16 protein-coding genes and 1 pseudogene are annotated in these 19,137 nt (G+C 47.7%); 6 read left to right on the top strand and 11 right to left on the bottom strand.

Features of this window, described 5'->3' with window-relative positions; all coding sequences use genetic code 11:
• Positions 1-173: 173 nt before the first annotated feature.
• Together LGV68_RS11860 and LGV68_RS11855 are read left to right on the top strand one after the other, a co-directional pair.
• Positions 174-758, top strand: coding sequence for an SPOR domain-containing protein (locus LGV68_RS11860; RefSeq protein ID WP_032081879.1), 585 nt, complete (start codon positions 174-176; stop codon positions 756-758).
• 160 nt (positions 759-918) lie between these two features.
• Entirely contained in the window at positions 919-1,923 is a 1,005-nt protein-coding gene (locus LGV68_RS11855) for a D-alanine--D-alanine ligase (RefSeq protein WP_202663348.1), read from the top strand.
• Here the strand turns inward: LGV68_RS11855 and LGV68_RS11850 are convergent.
• A complete protein-coding gene (locus tag LGV68_RS11850; protein ID WP_222748854.1) occupies positions 1,907-2,875 on the bottom strand; it encodes a tyrosine-type recombinase/integrase in 969 nt (322 codons plus the stop codon). The genes LGV68_RS11855 and LGV68_RS11850 overlap by 17 nt on opposite strands.
• A gap of 101 nt (positions 2,876-2,976) precedes the next feature.
• On the opposite strand from LGV68_RS11850, the gene LGV68_RS11845 reads away from it, so the two are divergent.
• Complete coding sequence (locus LGV68_RS11845; RefSeq protein WP_024375550.1) at positions 2,977-3,351, top strand: DUF3319 domain-containing protein; 375 nt, start codon at positions 2,977-2,979, stop codon at positions 3,349-3,351.
• An 8-nt stretch (positions 3,352-3,359) separates the two neighbouring features.
• Positions 3,360-3,671 carry a stress response translation initiation inhibitor YciH gene (gene yciH, locus LGV68_RS11840; protein WP_024375549.1) on the top strand — a complete coding sequence of 104 codons (312 nt, stop codon included), beginning with the start codon at positions 3,360-3,362 and terminating at the stop codon, positions 3,669-3,671.
• Positions 3,672-4,131: 460 nt separating this feature from the next.
• Here the strand turns inward: yciH and LGV68_RS11835 are convergent, their stop codons facing one another.
• The 4 genes and pseudogenes from LGV68_RS11835 to LGV68_RS11825 form a co-directional block, all read right to left on the bottom strand.
• Entirely contained in the window at positions 4,132-6,219 is a 2,088-nt protein-coding gene (locus LGV68_RS11835; protein ID WP_222728608.1) for a hypothetical protein, read from the bottom strand.
• A gap of 538 nt (positions 6,220-6,757) precedes the next feature.
• Positions 6,758-6,922, bottom strand: a complete 165-nt coding sequence (locus LGV68_RS21490) for a topoisomerase DNA-binding C4 zinc finger domain-containing protein (RefSeq protein WP_354668710.1) — start codon at positions 6,920-6,922, stop codon at positions 6,758-6,760.
• A gap of 30 nt (positions 6,923-6,952) precedes the next feature.
• Positions 6,953-7,114: pseudogene (locus LGV68_RS21485) on the bottom strand (restriction endonuclease); the annotation flags it as partial.
• 79 nt (positions 7,115-7,193) lie between these two features.
• On the bottom strand, positions 7,194-8,096 hold the full coding sequence (locus LGV68_RS11825; RefSeq protein WP_024374642.1) for a LysR substrate-binding domain-containing protein: 903 nt from the start codon (positions 8,094-8,096) through the stop codon (positions 7,194-7,196).
• 185 nt (positions 8,097-8,281) lie between these two features.
• Between LGV68_RS11825 and LGV68_RS11820 the strand changes: the two genes are divergently transcribed.
• Together LGV68_RS11820 and LGV68_RS11815 are read left to right on the top strand one after the other, a co-directional pair.
• The gene (locus LGV68_RS11820; RefSeq protein WP_024374641.1) at positions 8,282-9,544 is read left to right on the top strand and encodes a D-amino acid dehydrogenase; all 1,263 of its coding nucleotides are present in this window, start codon (positions 8,282-8,284) and stop codon (positions 9,542-9,544) included.
• Between the two features lie 349 nt (positions 9,545-9,893).
• Entirely contained in the window at positions 9,894-11,441 is a 1,548-nt protein-coding gene (locus LGV68_RS11815) for an alanine/glycine:cation symporter family protein (protein WP_020328142.1), read from the top strand.
• A gap of 94 nt (positions 11,442-11,535) precedes the next feature.
• Here the strand turns inward: LGV68_RS11815 and LGV68_RS11810 are convergent, their stop codons facing one another.
• From LGV68_RS11810 to LGV68_RS11785, 6 genes are all read right to left on the bottom strand, one after another.
• A complete protein-coding gene (locus LGV68_RS11810) occupies positions 11,536-12,444 on the bottom strand; it encodes a LysR family transcriptional regulator (protein WP_047457677.1) in 909 nt (302 codons plus the stop codon).
• Positions 12,445-12,497: 53 nt separating this feature from the next.
• Complete coding sequence (locus LGV68_RS11805; RefSeq protein WP_252535248.1) at positions 12,498-13,697, bottom strand: M20 aminoacylase family protein; 1,200 nt, start codon at positions 13,695-13,697, stop codon at positions 12,498-12,500.
• Positions 13,698-13,715: 18 nt separating this feature from the next.
• Positions 13,716-15,032, bottom strand: a complete 1,317-nt coding sequence (locus LGV68_RS11800; protein ID WP_252535246.1) for an MFS transporter — start codon at positions 15,030-15,032, stop codon at positions 13,716-13,718.
• A 359-nt stretch (positions 15,033-15,391) separates the two neighbouring features.
• On the bottom strand, positions 15,392-16,336 hold the full coding sequence (locus LGV68_RS11795) for a bile acid:sodium symporter family protein (protein ID WP_100268993.1): 945 nt from the start codon (positions 16,334-16,336) through the stop codon (positions 15,392-15,394).
• A 164-nt stretch (positions 16,337-16,500) separates the two neighbouring features.
• Complete coding sequence (locus LGV68_RS11790) at positions 16,501-17,094, bottom strand: GPR1/FUN34/YaaH family transporter (protein WP_020328148.1); 594 nt, start codon at positions 17,092-17,094, stop codon at positions 16,501-16,503.
• Between the two features lie 223 nt (positions 17,095-17,317).
• The gene (locus LGV68_RS11785) at positions 17,318-18,988 is read right to left on the bottom strand and encodes a chitinase (RefSeq protein ID WP_238856033.1); all 1,671 of its coding nucleotides are present in this window, start codon (positions 18,986-18,988) and stop codon (positions 17,318-17,320) included.
• Positions 18,989-19,137: the final 149 nt, after the last annotated feature.

Genomic DNA, 19,137 nt, shown 5'->3' with positions numbered 1-19,137 from the left:
CTCGTATTGGCTGTTCGTCTATTTGGTCTGGTTGTGATCCTGTCAGCACCGGAGTGAGTCGACTTTGTGTCACAAATCACAGGATATCCTTGATAAATCGGCCGCTAAGCTTGATTCTCAGCGCCGCTATCGGCATGATTTAATTACTTTCTACTTAGAGTGTTTATGAATCCATGAAAAAAGTTGCAATTGTTGGCTTGTCAGCGCTACTCGCTGCTTGTTCCTCGGGAAGCTACATCACAGATGTGACCACGGAAAGTCATACGGAAGAATATGCGGTAGCTGAAGTGCCTCAACCAGTTGTTTCAGACGAAGGAACAGCAGTAGGTGTGACAGAACAAAACGTTGAAATGAACGTCATCAAGATGGCGCCAGCTGAAAACGATAAGAAAGTGGTTAAAATGAGCCCGCAAACTCAGGCGAAACCTGCAGTTGCCATCACGCCTCCGACAGCTAAGCAAGTTGCGATGAATCCTCGCTACGGTTTTACGATTCAGGTCGTTGCTGTAGGCACTCAGAACAAAGTGGATCACTTTGCCAACAATCTGCCAAAAGATGGCCAGCCAATTTGGGAAAACTACAAAGTTGTAAACGGAACAAAATGGTACACCGTGCTTTATGGTGACTACGCGACGCGCAAAGAAGCAGCGGAAGCGATTACAACGCTACCAAGTGAGTTCCAGTCTCTGAAACCTTTTGTGAAGAGCATTGACTCGATTAAAAACTCTGAGTTCCCGACGCTGAATAAGCTTAACTAACTCTGACTGAAACGATAAAAGGGGCGATTTGGCCCCTTTATTGTTTGTTCTCTGACCACTTAAACCATGATTGTGTGAGAAATTGTCTCGAACGGTGTAAGTTCATGGCGAATTGTCTATCATAGTGGACAAATAATCTCTGGCGTCACGGAAAGATCTAATGACAAAAACGACTATCTTACTTTTGTGTGGCGGCGGCTCTTCTGAACATGAAGTGTCGCTGGTTTCTGCTAACTATTTGCAGCAGCAATTATCACAAACTCCTGAATTTGATGTGATCAGGGTTGAAATGAAAAAAGAGGGATGGTTCTCGGATTGCGGTGAGATAGTTTATCTGGATACAAACTCAGCCACATTGAATGGCGAAGGTTTATCAATCAAGATCGATTTTGTTGTTCCGTGTATCCATGGCTACCCGGGTGAAACGGGCGACATTCAGTCCATGTTTGAACTTGCTGGTATTCCTTACTTAGGCTGTGGCCCAGAAGCCAGTTCAAATAGCTTTAACAAAATTACATCCAAACTATGGTACGACGCGTTAGGTATTCCAAACACACCTTATCTGTTCTTGTCAGAAAACAATGCGGATGCACTAAAGTCGAGTCAAGAAGCATTTGCTAAGTGGGGCAGTCTCTTTATCAAAGCTGCACGTCAAGGGTCTTCTGTTGGCTGTTACAAGGTCACAAAAGAGGACCAAATTGCTCCCGCTATTGATGCCGCATTTAGTTATTCAGAGCAAGTACTGGTTGAGAAGGCCGTTAAACCCCGTGAACTGGAAGTCGCTGCCTATGAAATGGGTGGTGAGGTTTTTATCACCAAACCTGGTGAAATTATTGCTCCTGAAGATGCGTTTTACAGTTACGAGGAAAAGTACAGTACCGACAGCCACTCGCGCACTGAAGTGGAAGCGGGTAATTTGACTGACGACCAACAAACTTTGATTCACAGTGTTGCTGAGAAAGTTTTCACCCACATGAAACTGCGTCATTTGTCGCGTATTGATTTCTTCTTAACACCAGAAGGTCAGGTTTATCTCAACGAGGTAAACACTTTCCCAGGCATGACGCCGATTTCAATGTTCCCTAAAATGCTTGAACATAACGGCCATAAGTTTGCCGATTTCCTGGCAGATTGTGTTCGCACCTCACTTACTCCCAAGGCTTAAATTTCACAAATTTTAGCTTCTCTCGCTCTGCGGTATTTTTATCACCAATGTATTGATAAGGCATCGCAGGGCTGAGCCAACGCCCGAATTCTTGAATCTCTCTCGCTTTATATCCTTGTTTCGCCAGTTCTTTCGCCGCTCCTATGCGCGTTGATTGTCCGGAGAAACGCAATTGTTCATCGCCCAAATATCTTCCTGCGTTTCGTAGGATCCGAAATATTGATGAATCATCAAGTGGAGATGTAGAAACGTTACCATGTCGATCGATAGCTCGGAAAAGTACGCCACTTGTATCTTCGATACAGGTGAGCCATTTCGACAGACATTGACTCGCTTGTTCAGAAAGCGAATAAGTGTAGCCTGACATTTGCAAACTCAAATTAGGTTGTTCGTTATTAAGCCTAACTAACTGAGATGCATCGAGAGATTTAAGCTCTGAGCGCTTTAACGCACACTCAAACATAACGTGGTAAATCGCAAGATCTCGGATCGTTTTTATTGCCTGACGATCTTTAAGCTTTCCAAATAGCTGACTCAGATGGTCTTGATTAAAACTTTGAGCTTGTGTGGCATCGCCATGTTTATCTAACCGTAGTCGCTGTAACGATGTGCGCACCTGACTATTCGTTGTCGGGTCTCGTTGGCCGAGTAGGGTGTGAACTAAACTTATGGTGACCGTGTAACGTTTAAGAGTGCTAAATTTTCTGGCACGAGCCTCAAATTCAATGAACTGACGCACTGCGGTGATTGATGCAGGAATTGCGTTAACTGATCGCAATTGACAGAATTCCAGAAATAGATTCCAGTCTTTAGTGAACGCAAGTAATGAATTGCGACTGTACTGATGTTGGGTGAGTTGATTGAACTGTTCGAGAGTGACTAGACGACCAAAATCGATAAGCATCTGTTTTAAAATGCTTTGATCTGTGACGACGGTAAGGTTTTTTTTCATACTAGCGCACTATAACTTAATGTTTTGATAATAAATATACTTGCTAACCCGAGATATACAATTATTATTTAGGTAACTGCAACTAAAAGAACCAGATGCGTATGGCTATAGCTACTTATAGAGGGTTTACCCTCAAATCTGCACCAAATTCAACTGAAGTATGGCAAGTTCAGATAAAAAACCATGTTTTGACCGGCAACCTTGCGGCAGTGAAGAAGAGTATCGATTGGTGGTGTGATACTGCATCAATTATCGATCCTCGCGAATTTGAATCGGTCGGCCGTAAACGAGAAGTTGCTGCAGGAACGCAAGAGAACTTCAACGGGTTCAGCCTCAAAAACGATACTGGTGAAGCAAATGGATGGTACTGCTTTTTTAATGGCCGCTTAATCAAAGGTTCTAAAGTTGCTATTCAAAAACACATCGAAGCTTTTTTGCTTGCTAAACAGCGAGCAGAAACACAACACAAGAAGTAGTAAAGATCATGACACTCGTATATTCGACAGACGTCGGCCGAATTAAGCAGGAACCAGAGCAAGCAGAACGTCCTAAAGGTGATGGTATTGTTCGTATTCACAAAGAAACGAAAGGACGTAAAGGTAAAGGTGTCTGCATCATCAAAGGACTAGACCTGGATGACGCGCCGCTTAAGCTGCTTGCCGCCGAACTCAAGAAAGTCTGCGGTTGTGGTGGTTCGGTTAAAGATGGTGAAATCGAAATCCAAGGCGACATGCGAGACAAAATTAAAGCGATGCTTGAGAAGAAAGGCTTTAAAGTCAAGCTAGCCGGCGGCTAATAACCAGGTTGATATCGTTAGATAGCAAAGTAGTTATTAGCTATTTTATGGTAAATCCAGTTATGTTGAATAGCTTCGCTAGATAACCAAGCAAATACAGCACAACAGAGAAGAGCACCCAAAAACGTGCTCTTCTTATTAGCAAATACAATTTAACATAACGTACATAATACGCACCAAGGTAGGCAAAAAAGAAAGGTATCTTTGTCTGTACAATCAATCAGATACCTTTACTTTTCACCCACATAAATTATGCGATCTTTTGATTCTCTTCTAGGCGTCTTAAAGCATCAGAGAACAAGTTGCGCTGCTTCGAGTTTGAATTCCGCACTGAAAGTGCGTCTGGTACGCTTGGTCATAGTTTCACCTGTCATGCTATGAGGTGTATCTTAACACCTCTAATAAGGTGGCCAAATTCACTATGCCACTACAAGTTGTTGTCTTATACACACTAGCGAGACTAGAGCTTACCTTTTAAATGGGACGTTAATAGCTCTTCAAATGAGTGTTCTGACCCAACTGATTTCTTTGCTTGATTGATAACGCTTGTCTTATGCACCTTTGTTTCTATTGATTGTGACAGCACGTCTGCTAACTGGCTATATGACGATAAAGCCTTTGTATTAATATTCCACTCAAGGCAGAATTTATCACTTAACTGGTCAATCATTTCTTTTGCATTAGGGGCTGGTGGTGCTTTTATGATTCCGTTCATGTATGGCTCCACATCTAGTTGGTACTCTTTGTGTGCCCCAACCACTTCACTCTTAGATTCAGAGTAATACCCTAATCTACTCAACCTGCTTTCAACACTATCTTTACCATTACCGAAATTGAATTTCTCTCTTATCTCATCAGAAGTTAAAAACTCATTCCCACACTTAAACTTTGTTGTATCATCTCGCTTCTTGCGACCATCTACCCCGTCCACGGCATTTTGAATAGCCAATGAAAAGGCCTTGTCCGAGTCAACCCCCCTACTCATATGTTTGAGTCTATGTGCTGTAACCCTATGGTCGAACTTCTCACACTTTATACCAAGAAGACGCTTTTCAAATCTTATAGCATCGGTGATACCCATTTTCACACCGTTTGAAGCAACAACAAAAGTGCTAGGCTGCGAGCCTGATTTTGAGTTGCCAGTTGGGTGAGCATTTAAACACTTATCACCCCAGTATTGCTTAATATACTGAGTCTCAACATCGCATAAGTCTGTATGTGCTACTTCTTCAGCTAATACCTCCACTTGATAAGCGTCATTCTCATCGCATCTCATTTTTACAGCTGACTGTATTGCTAGATACATTTTTCTGGAGGATTCTGAATTTTCCTGCTTGAGAGCGTCCTTTATATGCTTGGAAACACGGAAGCTTAGGTAAGTTTGTGTTTGTCCAATGTAAACGTGACCAGCGTAATCTCCCACCAATATCGTAATTTTGTAGATTAGCCCCGGTAAAATCGAACAATACTTACTAACAAGATCTTCTGCATTTTTACGTGTTATAGCGAACGGCATGGAAAAGTCCGGAGTAACTTCAGCGCGCTCTAAAAATTGGAGCAACCTCCTACAGAAAGCCCCATAGCTGACCTGCTTTTGTTCGGAGTATTTAATAAGCGCATATAGGGCTTTTGTTGTGTAAACAACTCCATCAACTAGCCATTTTTTAGATTGACGCCAATAAGTTGGACGCCCTGCCATAACTCCATTCCGATTGAATTCGAGCAGGTTAGATTTAAGTGTTAATTTATCGCTTAGCGACATGGTTCGAAAATCTTTCTTCTCCACACCGGAATAAACACCTGAGTAGTTAGTTATATGGCCTTTCAGCGTAGCCTCTTTTACATGTGTTCCTTCTTTTGCTAGTTCCGCAATAATTTCTTGAAGCATTTCATTCTGAGAATAATCACGAGATTGACACGTCACAGATAAATAATGAAATACCGCCTCCAACTCTTTTTCCTTCTGATGCACAGTTAAATCACGCCAATTTTTACTAATATTCGGCTTTACTTGTTTATTGTAACAATTCAGAGCGGACTCTAAGCTCACTTCAACTTTGTATTCAGGGTTGCCATTCACTTGCTCGACCAAATCACCAAGCATAACTGTCAACTGACCTTCAGAACGTTCATATGCCAAGATTGCATCATAGACAAAGTCCTTAGCCTCGACCTTCTTTTCAAAGCTCAATGACTCCCATCGCGGTAAGTCCGGTAACTGCCTATGTAACCAATTTTTTATTGCTTCGTGATCTTTAATAACACCCAGCTCAGTTTTCAGACGCATAGCTATATCGTTAAACATTAGCTCTTGCGTAAAGCTATTCGACTTAAGCTTGTCAAAACATTTAGTCACCAATTCTTGACGCTGACTTACACTTTTATCACTCCATCGAAGTTCAGCGTGATCACAAACCTTATTAAATTTTTTGAAGGCACAATTAAAGGAGTTAGTAAAAACGTTAATACCTTCCTGAGCAAGGAGGCGTCTTACTTGCTCAGCCGCATGCATCTTCGTTTTACTGACATCGATAACTAACTCACTCATGAACTCTCCCAATATACGCAGCCAACTTAACTTAATTCAAAGTTCGAAAGCTTAGCAAATATTTATACAAATCAGCAACTTGAATTTAAAAAACCAAGTAAAAAGTGAGTGAGATTAAATAATATTTATTGACAAGTATCGTCAATGTGGATGGGGGGAGACACGAAATGTTAATAGACTTAGCACTAAAGCCAAATGGTTCATAAGCTCGATAGAGTCACGCCTGATCTGTATGATCTCTACGTTCCATAGTTGGCGGCTTTATCACAAGATTATTTGCATAAATTGAGGGGAACACAGCCCGATAGGTACACCATAGGGTACATCAAGAAAAATCAAACCAGAGAAAATCCTTAATAAACAACAACCTTAATAGTAAGTCCAACTTCCACCAGCCCACCAAACGTTTGGAAAGGGCCAACTCGAAAGAGTTGGCCCTTTTTGTATTTACATCTTTCTGATCCAAGTACAATTTGAACTTGAGTACGACAAACCTCGTATTGCATCTGAACATTGAGCCGATCGGGTCCAAACACTCTCAGCAATCACAGGTATACCGGCACTTCGGAAAGGCTGTGCAGCCGTAAAACGATTGCTCTGTATTCTGGCCTTTTTTCGCGATACGCACGACCAGTTCAAAGTGACAATTAGGACATAAGTTAGGGGAAAGTTGGGGGTGAGCTTCAATCACCGGCTTTTGCATCAAGCTACGCCCTTCTTCAATCATGTGAACCAATTCGCCCCCGTTGACCAGCCACAACCGTTTACCTTGAGCAAGCGTGAGCGCTTCGGCTGTAACATCACTAGAGGTCACGATGATCATTTTACTGGCTTGATGTTCAATCATCACGCCATACATTTCTCGCAACGCTTGAACCCGAACCTCACACGCTTTCCAATCCTTACACTAAACAAGGCGTAGTTAGCCGTCTTTGGTGAGCCAAGTATCGACGCACCGTCTATCCTTCCCGCCATCATTCCACCTCAGTTGCCCCGGCAATCTGCGCTTTCAGCCAATCGCGAAAGATGCGGGTGGTGTCGTTGGCGGTGTGGGTGATGAGAAAATAACCGGCGTTGGCCGCGATGGGGGTAAATGGCGTAACCAGTTTACCACTGTCGAGTTCATTGGTGATGAGCGCCATACGCGCCATGGCAATACCCACGCCCGCTTCGGCGGCAGACATCGCCATGTCGGTTCGGTTGAAAAAATGGCCGCGCTGGGTCGCGAGTTCCAATCCCATTTCGGATGCCCAGTACAACCATTCAAAATCGCGTGGCGCTTTGGCCCACGGCATCGCATCGTGCAACAACACCACATCCTGCCAACCGGCGGCATGACTTAACTGTGGATGCGCCGCCAGATAAGCCGGGCTCATCACCGGCAGCAACGATTCTTCCATCAACATTTCTGCATTTTGTTTGGGGTATGGCAGCGGGCCGTAGTCGATCGCAAGATCGAAATCTCGGCGGTCACTGTCCACCAGCGCGCCTTCGGCAAACATCTGAATCTGAATATCCGGGTTGTGACGATAAAAGTCATCCAGGCGCGGTACTAACCATTTAAAGGCCAGCGACGGCGTCAGTTTGAGGCGAATCTCTTTGCGGTTGTCACGTTGGCTAAGGCTTTGTATTGCAGAATCAATTTCCTGAAAGCTGCGCTGCAACACCGTGAGCAGCGTCTGCCCCGCTTCGGTTAAACGCACGCCTCGTGAATGTCGTTCAAACAGGCTAAAACCTAGCTGCCCTTCCAATTGCAACAATTGCTGGCTGATCGCCCCCGTGGTGAGGTGCAGCGCTTTCGCTGCACTGCTGAAACTCGGGTGCTGTGCGACCAGCATAAAGGTATGTAACGCGGAGACATTGTGGCTTTTTAACATGACTTGCTTAATATCGCTTGCTTTTAGAAAAACTAAACACTGGTGATAAATATTATCGATTGTTAAGAAAAGGTAAAGCAAAGAAACTAGCCACCAACAAACAGAGGTCGCCGTTTTGATGTCGCGACTTCATAAAACAGTCAGTCGCTCTAAGCAATCAACAGCCTTTGTAATAGGAAGTCGTTATGGAAGTTATCGTATTAGGTAGTGGTGTGGTCGGCCTCACTTCAGCATGGTACTTGTCTCAGGCAGGACACAGCGTCACGGTCGTCGACAGGCAGCCGCGCAGCGCTGAAGAAACCAGTTTCGCCAACGCCGGACAGATCTCTTACGGCTACTCTTCTCCATGGGCGGCGCCAGGCATTCCGCAAAAAGCGGTTAAATGGCTGTTTGAAAAACACGCGCCCCTGAAAATTAAACCGTCACTGGATCCAAAACTGCTGGGTTGGATGACGCAAATGCTGGCGAACTGCCAACTGTCGCGCTACCAAGTCAACAAGGCGCGCATGCTGGCGATTGCCAACCACAGCCGCGCGTGTCTGACCCAACTGAACAAAGAGCACAATGTGCAATATCAGGGTCGTCAGCAAGGGACGCTGCAAGTGTTCCGTGATGAAAAACAGTTGGTGTCGATTGAAAAAGACATGCGTTTGCTGGAAGAGAGCGGCGTGCGTTTTGAACTGATGAATGTCGACTCGTGTATCGCGCAAGAGCCGGGCCTGGCCCCAGTGAAAGACAAACTGGTGGGCGGCCTGTACCTGCCGGATGATGAAACGGGCGACTGCTACCTGTTCTGTCAGCAAATGACGGAACTGGCAAAAGCTCACGGTGTGCGTTTTGAGTTCGATACCCAAATCAAATCGCTGGCGACGGAAGGCAAAAAGATCGTCGGTGTCCAAACCGATAAAGGTCTGCTGAAAGCGGATGCGTACGTGGTTGCGTTAGGCAGCTTCTCAACCGCGATGCTGAAACCGCTGGGCATTGATATTCCGGTTTACCCGGTGAAAGGTTATTCACTGACCGTGCCTATCGTGAATCCAGAACTGTCGCCACAATCAACCGTCATGGATGAAACGTACAAAGTGGCGCTGACCCGTTTTGATGACCGTATTCGTGTGGCGGGCACCGCAGAACTGGCGGGCTTTGACCCATCGATTCCGACCGCACGTAAAGAGACGATTGAAATGGTGGTGCGCGATCTGTTCCCGCAAGGTGGCGATTTCGACCAAGCGCAATTCTGGACCGGCTTCCGCCCAATGACGCCAGATGGCACGCCAATCATCGGTGCGACGCAGTTCGATAACCTGTTCACCAACACCGGTCACGGTACACTGGGTTGGACCATGGCTTGTGGTTCTGCGCATCTGCTGGCGGATATCATGACCCGCGGCAAAGCCGAGATCGACACTCGTGGCCTGAACGTGTTCCGCTACCAAAACGCGTCTTAAATCCCCTCATATCTCCGTCATCCGGTGCTTAATCATGCGCCGGATGACGGCTATTTTTTAGCCAGAACAATCATCTACTCTTTTCCTGCCTTTCAGCACAGCACTTTATAACGAATAGTTATTCATCCCCAGACGTATTGTTTCCGTACGATCACATGTAAAAAACAAACCGCTCACTAATTAACCAAATGCTAATGAAGTCGCCATTTTTTAACATTCATTCAGGATTTTGTGTTCCATATCACGCTCCTTAGCATTAGCAGATAAATCAATTAACATTTGAGTTACAAAAAGATTAATATGTTGAACGCAAAACAAACACAACCATCTTTAAACAGGGAAAATACTCATGCAGTCATTTGTTGATTTTCTGAATGGAATTATCTGGAGCCCGGTGCTGATTTATCTTTGCCTTGGCGCTGGTTTGTTTTATTCCATTCTGACCCGTTTCGTTCAGGTCCGTCATTTCTTTGAAATGTGGCGTTTGCTGCTGTCTGGCAAAAGCTCATCGAAAGGCATTTCATCGTTCCAAGCGCTGGCAGTATCACTGTCTGGCCGTGTTGGTACAGGTAACATCGCTGGCGTAGCAGCAGCGATCGGTTTTGGTGGTCCTGGTGCTATCTTCTGGATGTGGGTTGTTGCCTTCTTCGGCGCAGCAACAGCATACGCAGAATCAACTTTGGCTCAGATCTACAAAGAAGAAGACGAAGGCGAATTCCGCGGCGGTCCGGCTTACTACATCGAAAAAGCGATGGGTCAGAAATGGTACGCATGGATCTTTGCTATCGCGACCATCTTCGCGTGTGGCGTGCTGCTGCCTGGCGTTCAGTCAAACAGCATCGGTAACGCGGTAGAATCTGCATTCGGCTCAGGCCCAATGATTGAAACGGCTATCGGTACTTACAGTTTCGCAAAAATCTTTACTGGTACGGTTGTTTCTATCCTACTGGGTTTCATCATCTTCGGTGGTGTAAAACGTATCGCTAACTTCACGCAAATCGTTGTGCCATTCATGGCGCTGGCTTACGTGATCACTGCATTCGTTATCATTCTGCTGAACATCGGCGAAGTGCCACGCATCTTCGGCATGATCCTGGGTGACGCATTCACGCCTATGGCGGGTCTTGGCGCAGCCATCGGCTGGGGTGTAAAACGTGGTGTTTACTCCAACGAAGCGGGTCAAGGTACTGGTCCTCACGCAGCGGCAGCAGCCAGCGTAGAGCACCCAGCACAGCAAGGTCTGGTTCAGTCTTTCTCTATCTACATCGATACTCTGCTGGTGTGTTCAGCAACAGCGTTCATGATTCTGATCACTGGTGCGTACAACGTACACGGTGGCGCAGAAGGTGCCTTCCTGGTACAAAACCTGGCGGCGGACATCAGCGCGAATGGCCCGGTATTTACTCAGGTTGCGATTGAAAGCGCGCTACCAGGTGTGGGTAAACCATTCGTCGCATTCGCGCTGTTCTTCTTCGCGTTTACCACGATTCTGGCTTACTACTACATTGCAGAAACTAACATCGCCTACATTCGTCGTACCTTCAAAATCGACGGTCTGGTGTTCATCCTGAAACTGGCCATCATGGCAGCGGTATTCTACGGTACCGTAAAAACAGCGAACCTTGCCTGGGCAATGGGTGACGTGGGTGTTGGTCTGATGGCATGGCTGAACATCGTCGGCATTCTGATCATCTTCTTTATGGCAAAACCAACCATGGCAGCGCTGAAAGATTATGAAGATCAGCAAAAGCAAGGTGTTGAAGAGTACGTATTCAACCCAGTGAAGTTGGGCATCAAGAATGCCACTTACTGGGAAGAGAAATACAAGCGCAAAACGGGCAAAGCACCGAGCGCTGAAGTTGAAGACACGCAAGCCGTTGAGCAACCTTCAACCTAATTAATAATAAAAAAGCAGTGGATTACACAAAGCAAAAGGGCCGGCATAAGCTGGCCCTTTTTTTATTTCGCATGGCCTTGCCACCCGACCGTCGCTATTGAAACTCGGGATAGATATCGCGCATGTCCTGCAGTATTCGCTCAAACAGCTCCATCGCGCTTTGTGTCATGATATCGCGCTTAGGCCGTACAACAGAGATCACGCTGTCGGGAATGTTGTCCAGAAGCGGGACGACCGCAAATTCGTTCTTAATGTAATCCAGTTCCAGCGACTCCGTCGAAAACAGCGCCGCCAAATCCGCCGTCTGAATCAGCGAGCGGGCCAATGTCATCGACGTGCATTCACGGATCCGCGACGGAATCGGTAAACCGTTCACCGCAAACAACTGATAGTGGTATGTGTTAGGGTCATCCGGCGCATCCAGCGTCACCCACTCACTTTGATGCAGCGCACGCAGCGAACGCGTATTGCACAGCGGATGCGACTTGCGCGTCACGACAACATTCGGAATGCGGCAGATAGCCTGCCAGTCAAGCGCACTGTCAATCACCGGGATCTGCGACGTAATGGCGAAATCGACCCCACCCTGACGAATCTGTTCCAGCAGCGGGGCTGGTCTTAATTCGACAATTCTTAGGGTCACTTCCGGATGACGCCGCATGAACTCGTTGAGGCTGGTCGTCAGCGATTTGATCAACGAGGCAATCGGCGTTACGCCCACCGTAACCAGACAACTGGAAATACCACGCATGGTATCGATGTCCTGTTTGGCACGCCGCGCGGTTTCATTCATCATTCGCGCGTAACCCAATAATCGTTCACCGTACGGCGTGAGGGTTAAACCGCTGGCACTGCGTTCAAACAGCGCAACACCGTACTGCTGTTCCAGTTCTTTGATGGCTTTGCTGAGAGCAGGCTGAGTCAGATGCAACTGCTCGGCTGCCGTTTTCAGGCTTCCTGCCTGACTGACGGCCAAAAAGGCTTTGATTTGATGTAGTTTCATGTCGCTATATATACCTTTTCGCGTGCCGCTCGCAAAGCCACAGTGCACTAATTTTAGCTTTTAGCTAAGTAATTGCTCACTAACTGAACCCAACATGCCGCGCCAATCGTCACTAAGCGATCATTGAAGTCGTATCCCGGGTTATGCACCGAGCAGCCGTGCCATTCGCCCAAGCCGTTCGCCAATGTGAAATAACACCCTGGTCGCTGTTGGAGCATCCAGGCAAAATCTTCACTGCCGGTGATCGGCTGAGTATCTTCCCCTGCCACATTATCTTCCCCCAGCACAGCTTGTACGGCCTTGCGCGCCCAGCGCGTCTCTGCCGCAGCGTTGAAAATCGACGGAACCTGACGCAGATATTCGACCTCGCCCTGAATGCCAAATGCGCGGCACTGCCCCGCGACGATGTCGCGAATTCGCCGCTCGATCAGATCCTGATTCTGCTGACTAAAGTTGCGCACCGATAAGGTCATCATCGCATCATTGGGAATCACATTCGGTGTGGTTCCGGCCTGGATCTGGCCAATGCTGACAATGCTCTGATCGCTCGGAGAGATGTTGCGCGACACAATGCTCTGTAAACCGAGAATGATATGACCAATGGCGATCGTCACATCGGCAGAGAGATGCGGCAGAGCCGCATGCCCGCCTTTGCCCGTCAGGCGAATGATGACTTTGTCCGACGAAGCGCTGAAAATTCCGCTGCGTACGTCGGCCTGCCCCACTTCTTTGCCCGGCATATTGTGCAGCGCAAAAATCGCATCGCACGGGAAACGCTCAAACAGACCATCATCAATCATGGCCTGAGCGCCGGAAAGGCCTTCTTCATCAGGCTGAAAGATAAGATTCACGGTGCCATCAAACGGTTTATGCTGCGCCAGATAGTGCGCCGCAGCAAGCAAAATAGCCGTGTGACCATCGTGCCCGCAGGCATGCATGCGCCCATCAATAGTACTGGCATAAGGTAAACCGGTATTTTCCTGAATTGGCAGCGCATCCATATCCGCACGAATACCGATGGAACCCTCCGCACTGCCATGCTTAAGTACGCCAACCACGCCGTGTCCGCCGACCTGAGTATGTGTTTCATATCCCCATTCTTGCAGTAAACTGGCGACGAGTTGCGCGGTATTCGGGACTTCAGAACCCAGCTCCGGATGGGCATGAATGGAATGGCGCGTCTGAATAAACTGCTCACAACTTTGGACAAAGTCAGCGTTATTAAGCAGTGAAGAAGCAGGTGTTGTCATCATTAATTCCTTATCAAGCGATCAGTGTTGTTGCGGTGCGCGGGTTGGAAAACGCCAGATGGCTAGGGAGCTGACGGCGACGGCTACCATCAGATAGAATGCCGGCGCCATTTTGTTGCCGCTCCATTCAATCAGGCTGGTCACCAGCAGCGGCGTGAAACCGCCAAACACCGTCACTCCAAATCCGTAAATCATCGAAATGCCGCTGGCACGATATTGCTGAGCAAAAGCTTCCATGATCAGCACCAGTAGCGAGGCATTGGAGAGCGCAAACAAGGCAATCAGAGCACCGATAATGAAGAGCGCTTTGACAAGCGATGCTTCGCCGCCAAGCAGAGTGAATGCAGGATAGATACAGACGAATGCGCTCAGCATACCAATCAGCGGCAGCACTTTGCGGCTTCCGAGCCCATCCGCCCATTTCCCCATAATCGGCATTAACACCATCAGCATAAAACCCGCCAGCACCGCGACAGCAAAAGCCGTCGTGGGGGCATATCCCAACTCTTTAATCAGGTAAGTAGGCATGTAAAATACTTCGATATACATCGATGCGGTTGCGCCCCAGATCATCAGCATGCCGATCAGTACGGTGCGCCCTTGTTTCGACAGCACGGTTTTAAACGGCGTCTCTTCGACAGCGGTCTGTGCTTGGTGCGGTTCATCCAGATGGCGGCGGATATACCAGCCAACGGGGCCAATTAACAAACCAAGTACGAACGGAATACGCCACCCCCAGCTATGCACTTGATCCTGAGTGAGTAAGCCATTGATCGCAAAACCGATCATTGCGCCCACCAGCGCCGCGGCGCCTTGGCTCGCCAGTTGCCAGCTCACCATATAGCAGCGACGCTTATAGTTATCCGATTCCATCAGAGCAGCCGATGCCGCGCCGATTTCGCCACCAGCTGAGAGCCCCTGCAACAAACGGCCAACCACCAGCATCACCGTGGCGGCAATACCGATGCTTTCGTAAGTCGGCGTTAACGCGATCATGCCTGTACCAATGGTCATCAGCGCGATGGTCAGTGTCAGCGCCGCCTTGCGGCCATGTTTATCGGCATAGTTACCAATCAATACCGCGCCAAGCGGACGCATGACAAAACCGACACCGAATGTTGCCAACGACAGCAACAATCCGGCAGCCGAACCTCCGACATTGAAAAACAGTTCGCCGATAATGACGGCAAAAAAACTATAGACCGTGAAATCGTACATCTCGAGCCCATTGCCCAGTGAAATGGCGACAATCGCTTTGCGTGAACTCAGCGGCTTCACAGGAGCGGTGGAGACGGACGTCAGGTCTTGGCTCACTGAGCCAGAAAGTGTGCTGCTCATGGTTTCCCTTCCTTATAATGATCGCGATTCATTCGCTATCGACTGATTAGATAATAGCCATTGCCATTCAATCACTAAGAAACCAAAAGTAATCCACAAAACTTTAGGTTAAGTTTCCAACTCGACGATTTGCCCAAGCATTCAGCAACGTGCGCCGTTTATGTGCAGCTAGCTAGAAAGTAAGCTCAAAAGAGAAGAGCATAGAGGAAAGCAATAGTGCAGGAGCCTAGAAACCCCCGATGTCGTGAGCCCTTGGGAATGATTCGAATCGGCAAACTAAAAGTTATAGGCTTAAAAAAAGAGAAACAAAAAAGGAGACATACGTCTCCTTTTACATGGCTCGCCAAAGTTGGACCGGGTTATTGAGTGACTTCAGCCTTGATGGCAGCCCCACCTTTTAACGGACGCTTCGCCCAGTAGCCTGCTAACAGAGAGCCGGACAAGTTATGCCAGATGGAGAAAATCGTCCCGGCAACGGCCGAAGCCGGAGTGAAAAACTTCATCGCCAACGCGGTCGCTAAGCCTGAGTTTTGCAAACCCACTTCAAAGGCCACCGTACGACAAATGCTTTCGTTAAAGCCCAGTGCACGACAGATCCAGTAACCGGAAGCAAGACCAATACTGTTATGCAGAATGACCGCCAGCGCTACGATAGGCCCAATCGTCGCCAGTTGGCTCGCATTAAGTGCTACTACAATCGCAATGATCATGACAATCGCAACCATAGAGACCAGCGGCAAAACAGGCTCCAGCTTCTCAGTCACCGAATGCAACAACACATTACACAGCAAGCCAATACTCACAGGCACAAGCACGATCTTAACCAAACTCATCAACATGCTCATCGCTGGCACATCGACACTTTGTCCAGCGAGCAACTTCACCAACAGAGGCGTCAGTACCACACCCAATAATGTTGAAATGGATGTCATGGTGATCGACAGTGCAACGTCCCCTTTCGCGAGATAGCACATTACGTTAGAAGAGGTGCCGCCCGCGACACTGCCCACCAGCACCATGCCGATCGTCAACATTGGATCGAAGCCGAGTAATAAACTCACCAAAAGCGCAGCCAGCGGCATCACGGAAAACTGCAGAATCAGGCCGATACCAATCGCTTTTTTATTGGTAACGACATTGAGAAAATCTTTGGGTTTGAGCGTCAGCCCCATCGCCAACATGATAATGGTCAGCAGCGGTACGATCTGACTTTTCAAATCGACAAAAACGGAAGGGAAAAAGTAAGCGCAGAGTGAAAACAGCACTGCCCAGAGAGGAAAGAGTTGAGTGATTGTCCTTAACATGGTTATACATTCCTGTTGTGTGTTGCTTTGTTATAGTGTTTTAAATATCACCAACTAAGCTAACTCAGCTCTTCACATCGAAACAACCAGATTTTTATTAAGGGCTTAATTTCAGACAATAAAAAAGGCCGGCACATGGCCAGCCTTCTTTGCGATGCGTTAAATTACGCAGCGATTTCCTGTGCAGCAGGAACGGCTTTTTTCTTCTCGCCGATTGGCAGAATAACGCGACCGTATTCGTTGTTCAGAACTTGAGCCATTGCGAAGTACACTGCGCTCGCGCCACAGAAGATACCTTCGAAACCAGCAATCATGCCAATGAACTCGCTGCCAGTGAAGTCACGGATAGCCAGCAGAGCGAACAGGATAGTCAGAGAACCGAATACCACCTGTTTTGCTACTGGGTAGCACAGCGAACCGATGAACATGAAGCCTGTGAAGATGCCCCACAACGCAAGGTACCAACCCATGAATGGAGCCGGGCTAGCAGGCAGACCCATTTTTGGCATCACGATCAGACCAACCAGAGTCAGCCAAAACAGACCGTAAGAAGTGAACGCTGTCGTACCGAAAGTATCACCACGTTTAAAGCACATGATGCCTACAATCACTTGGCTCAGACCACCGTAGAAAATACCCATAGCAAGAATCATCGAATCAAGCGGGAAGAAACCTGCGTTGTGGATATTCAGCAGAATTGTCGTCATACCGAAACCCATTAGACCGAGTGGTGCTGGGTTGGCTAATTTAGTAGACATTCAAGTTACCTTAAAATTAAAAAATGTTGATAAAAAATACGCGCGGATTTTAATAACCCCTATACAAAAAGATAGAACTCAAAAATGAAAACTTAGTTCTCACAAATAATACAAAAACAATTACTCATGATAGATAACGCCAATCAACTGATAAATAATAACTTTTAAAAAAACAAAAAAGCCTTTCGTTGCAGAAAGGCCATTGAAGAAAGAAAAATATTTTTTACTGGCAGGAAATTTCGTCCCAGAACCAGTTGGATTGCACTGGCGTTTCCCACACTCCCGGGCCGTTTTTCGCAATGAAGCAGCGCCCGTTGTAAGTCACTTTATCGCCGTTAGCGACCTGAGAGACTCCCGGTTGCCACTCGATAAAACTGCCTGTATCAGGTACAGGATCCGGAGTGGGTTGTGGCTCGGGAGTTGGCCCAGGTTCCGGCGTTGGTTCTGGTGTCGGTTGTGTTCCACTGACTAATAACCAAGGCCCTCCATTGGCGGGATCGTCTCCTTGAGTCCACCATTTTGCTTCATAAGTTGCCCCATTCCACACCACTTGATCACCAGCGTTATAAACCGCATTTTTATCCCACACATTGCTGCCCGGATCGGTTCCCGGGTCAGAAGGTTCAAGTTTCTCAACCACACGCACCTGAGGCCAGTTGGCGTGTGAACCATAGAAGTTAGTAACACATTTTTCGTAATCGCCTTCAACCAACGCGGAATAAGCGGTCTGAAAGCCCACCAGTTCACACTCAAACGAATAACCGCCAGGGCGATCCGGATAGTACTTCCAGTTGCCATCCCAGTTGGTATACAGCACGTCAGTCGCGCCGTTAAGGTTGAGGCTGCCATACGGCGTTTGTTGCCAGCAGGTGTTTTTCTCATCAGGTTGCTGTGGAATTTGATAGTGTTCGGCGAGCCCTTCCCAGTAGCGAATACGATTGACGGGCTGGCCTTTGTCTTTATTCTGCTCACCACATTCAATCCCCCCATTGATCACATTGATTGTGGTGCCGAAACCGTAGCCGATACCCGCATCAATTTCTCGTTGCGATGGCACCCAGGTACGATCAATCACGTGCAACATCGCAGGTTTGGGGGCCTGAGGCGTGAGGAAAAACCAGATAGCCGACGCCAGGTTCAGCCACGAATCAGCCACCAGCCCCGGGTTATTCAACAGAACCGTCGCATCGCCATCAAACATGGCTTCGGAAAAAGCACCATAGTTGAAGTGATAAGAGAGCTGCTTCGCGCCACGGCCAAAATAGCCCTGTCCGGCGGCACATGGCCAACGGGCATTTTGCCAGTCGTTCTGTCCGCATCCGGTGGTATAGCCCTCCTGCCCCTCTGACCAGCCCATTTCACGCACATGCACCAACGCCTGCTGCCACTCTTCCAGTGCCAGCGGGTTATCCGATACATTATCTTTGGCGATATGGCCTCCGGTTTCTTGAGAGAAATGGGCGAACGCCGTCACAATCGACTTCTTACAGATGGCGTCAGCATCACGTCCATCTGTGTAGTCTCCACAAAAGGCAGGAAACTTACCAATCGCGCGCAGAAAACGTGTGTAGGTATATTCCGGTGCCGCCATATGTGTCAGATAATCCCATTCACTTTGCGGAAACACGCGCTCAACCCGTTGTACGTTACCCGGGTTGCTCGCCAAACCGGGTTCAATGGCTTCAACGACGCTATTGGGCTGAGTCTGTAAAGCTTTGGCCCAGATGGCGTACATCGGGTTTGCCGTTTTAGCCTGCTCTGCGGCGTTCAACTCTACCCGCGACACTAAGTAGCCATTGGGGTTATTGGGATCGGGTTCTATCGTCATCGACGCCTGACCACAGGCTGTAAAAAGACACCCTGCGATCAGGGTCAGTTTGCTTGGCGTTAACATGTTACGCTTCCTTCCAGATTGCACATCACAGGCAAGAGCGTAAGTATCCGCAGTGGGATTGAATAGCAGAAGTCGGTCAGAAAATATGGTTTTGCGAGTCACTTCGTCAACCAAACGATGCGTTACTGATGCTTGGCAAATTAACTGCT

Origin of the sequence: Vibrio sp. LQ2, assembly GCF_023920125.1 — a bacterium.
GTDB classification, from domain to species: domain Bacteria; phylum Pseudomonadota; class Gammaproteobacteria; order Enterobacterales; family Vibrionaceae; genus Vibrio; species Vibrio fluvialis.
Note: the sequence above shows the minus strand (reverse complement) of the source record. Positions and strands in the feature narration are given on the sequence as shown.